Origin of the sequence: Segatella hominis, assembly GCF_004535825.1 — a bacterium.
In the GTDB taxonomy this organism is placed as follows: domain Bacteria; phylum Bacteroidota; class Bacteroidia; order Bacteroidales; family Bacteroidaceae; genus Prevotella; species Prevotella hominis.
In genome coordinates this window covers 1-2,719 of record NZ_SGVY01000106.1, presented here as the reverse complement: position 1 = coordinate 2,719, position 2,719 = coordinate 1, and the positions used below count along the sequence as shown (strand labels likewise).

Here is a 2,719-nt window from a genome sequence, read left to right as displayed (position 1 = left end):
GCCTATGGTAAGCAGAAAAATCAACACTGACGCAATAGATGAAAATCTGCTCATTGCCTCTATTGGCAAGAGCAAGATTGGCACGACAACGGCATCCATTCTTGACGGAGCTTCCCAATCCCAAGTGAAAGATACCGAAGAGAAAGAAGAGGTTGGCTGGAAGTCCCAATGCTCGCAGACCGGTAAGTCGCCAATTTCACGCAAGCCTCCCAAGGCTTCTTCGGAAAGTTACGATTCGGCATTCTTCAAGCGAAACGAGATAAAGACTCGTCAATGCGTTTATATCAGCCGTGAGATACACAGGAGAATTTCAAGAATAGTCAGTGTGCTCGCAAAGCATGAGTTGACAGTCGGTGGTTACATCGACCTTATTCTTGAGAGACATCTTGAAGAGAACCAAGAAGAAATCAACAGCTTGCTGAGAAAAGAGATTGACGATTGGAATGTGTAACAAAAAGGAACAAGCATGACAATGGAAACTATATTCTTGATAGTCTTGGCTGCATTCAATGTTTGGACTATCTATTTTTACAACAAGTTGCTCCTTGAAGTTGCGAACGACAAGGAAAAGGAGAAAAAACCGCCTATCGACCCGATGGCACTTGTAGGCAAAAGTCTTTTCAAGGTGTCCCAACTGCGGAAGAAAGAAGAAACGGAACAAAAACAAACAGAATCCATGTCCGTATCGGATAATGACGTGACATTTGACGATTCTCCAAAGAGTACGGCACGGATTTCTGACGAACAGCTTGATGATGTGTTTACGAATGTTCGCATAGAAGATATTGGTGTGAAATATTCTGATAATGAAGGAGATGCCGATGTGCCACAAGCCAAAGGGTCAAGTTTTGAGGACATTGACGCAGCTGTGAATACCGTCAAGGCACCGAAAGCAACGGACAAGGAGAAAAGACATGCAGGCAAGGTTTTCCATGAGATGGATGGCAACCAATTCTATGAGAAATTCATGGAGAACAGCGAGGAGTGCAAGAAGAACATCCATGATTACGTCACCTTCTACTTGCAAACTCACAAGATTGTAGAGATTTCCAAGCCAAAGAAAGAGTTTAAGGTGCCAGACAGTATAGAGGACTTCAATATCCTCGACTTTGTATAACAATTTAATAAGGAGAATTATGGAAAGAACAGAAGAGAACAATGCAACAAAGGATAGATTTGCACATGTGGGCAAAATATTCTCGGAAATGGACAGCGAAAAGCTACAAGCTGAAATCGCAGAACGCTCAAAGATTATTAAACGCAAAATAGATGCGTTGATGGAATTGCATATGTCAGGTATCTGACAAAAACTGTTGAGGTTGGATTTTCAATAGTCAACAAGTATTTCAATAGCAGAGAATTTGTATAACAATTAAAAAAATGATTATGGCAGACAAAACAAAAAACTGTGGTAAAGGACAACTCACTTCGACAGATGCCAAGGAGTTGTATGAGGCTTTCATGAGAAATTATGAAGAGACAATGAGGAAGTTGGTAAACAGATTGACGCTTGTCTTGAAGAGACATTTCAAGACCGTACATCGTCAACTATTTCCGACAAGGAGGAGTGTTTTGATGAAGATGCAGCATATGAGAATTATGATGTGGGTGAATTTGAGCCAATCGACAGAATGGAGAAAGAGCGTGCTGAGCAGTATGTCGGTAAGTTCATGGCAAATGCAGGTTTTACCGCAAGATATGGCAGACATGTTGGCATCAGCGAGGACATTCATGAGCGTGTGACTAAATTTGTCAGTATCGTAGGCAAGGGAAAGATTTCCATTGCAAGTTATGTGGATAACATCATCAACGAACACTTCAATGCCTATGCAGCCGAAATCAAGGCTGCATTCGATGAAGGTCTCAAGTCGTATCGCCTCTGACAATAAATTAAGAGTACGCCAATGAAAAAGAAAGACTACGGCTAAAATCTCAGCTTGCCACTGAATCCATAGGACGGCATCATGCCGCATTAGTAAGCAAAAGTGTCAATCGCCAGATGGGACTATCTCCCAAGGAACAGAAAAAACGATTTATGAATAAAGGACAGTCCTTTTGATTTGGGCTGTCCTTTGTTATTCTGCAAGCATCGCAGATAAGGAAAAAACGGTTCTTTGCCACTTTCTTTCCGCTCCTCGGCTCATGAAGAAAGTGGCGGAACGAATTTTCATCGCTCCGCCTAAATTATAATAATGTGGTGTTATGTCGTTGCAACCATTCGTTGCTCTATAAGTCTTGCATTGCTGTTCACCAAGTTGATGATGTCGGCATGGTGCTCGGTGTCCTTGTTCTGTAGTCCGTGGCATTGTACGACTTTCATCTGTTCGAGTGAAAACTCCACGGTCTCAACCCTTTGTTCGGCTATTCTTGCAGAGAAGATGATGCAGTCGGGATTGAGTGAATAGTTTGTACCGCTGCCTACGCAATGATGCATCGCCTTGCCCTCAAGAACGTGCTCCCTGACGCTTTCAAGCATTCTCACCACGATATTGCCGTCCGTGAACATCAAACCGAAGAAACGGCTCTTCATTTCCTTGAACTTGTCCTCGTTCTTCAATGCCTTGCGTATCTCCTCCTCGGTGCGCTCCTTTTCTTTCTTTGCTCTGATTTTCTCGGATATTCTGTCGTGCTCGGCTTCAAGGTTGTCGGGACAAATGTAATGTGGACTTCTGATGTCTTTGCCCATTTCTACCAACATACAGATGTAGTCTGCCCATTT

Annotated in this window: 5 protein-coding genes; 4 read left to right on the top strand and 1 reads right to left on the bottom strand. The window is 42.8% G+C overall.

Annotated features, from left to right (window positions below; genetic code table 11):
• The 4 genes from EXN75_RS17170 to EXN75_RS18425 all read left to right on the top strand — a co-directional run.
• The coding region (locus EXN75_RS17170) for a DUF3408 domain-containing protein (RefSeq protein ID WP_246031463.1) at nucleotides 1-451 on the top strand (451 nt) is incomplete at its 5' end.
• Nucleotides 452-472: 21 nt separating this feature from the next.
• Complete coding sequence (locus EXN75_RS17165; RefSeq protein ID WP_246031462.1) at nucleotides 473-1,117, top strand: hypothetical protein; 645 nt, start codon at nucleotides 473-475, stop codon at nucleotides 1,115-1,117.
• A gap of 19 nt (nucleotides 1,118-1,136) precedes the next feature.
• Nucleotides 1,137-1,304: a hypothetical protein gene (locus EXN75_RS17935; RefSeq protein WP_005823744.1), complete on the top strand. Its 168-nt coding sequence runs from the start codon at nucleotides 1,137-1,139 to the stop codon at nucleotides 1,302-1,304.
• A 300-nt stretch (nucleotides 1,305-1,604) separates the two neighbouring features.
• Nucleotides 1,605-1,883: a DUF3408 domain-containing protein gene (locus EXN75_RS18425; protein WP_246031461.1), complete on the top strand. Its 279-nt coding sequence runs from the start codon at nucleotides 1,605-1,607 to the stop codon at nucleotides 1,881-1,883.
• 317 nt (nucleotides 1,884-2,200) lie between these two features.
• Here the strand turns inward: EXN75_RS18425 and EXN75_RS17155 are convergent.
• Nucleotides 2,201-2,719: PcfJ domain-containing protein (locus tag EXN75_RS17155; protein WP_187349108.1), on the bottom strand; the 519-nt coding region annotated here is incomplete at its 5' end.

What these genes read in the sequence shown, in the direction of transcription:
- EXN75_RS17165 (WP_246031462.1), top strand. Translation starts at nt 473, where the DNA reads ATGGAAACTATATTCTTGATAGTCTTGGCTGCATTCAATGTTTGGACT.
- EXN75_RS17935 (WP_005823744.1), top strand. Translation starts at nt 1,137, where the DNA reads ATGGAAAGAACAGAAGAGAACAATGCAACAAAGGATAGATTTGCACAT.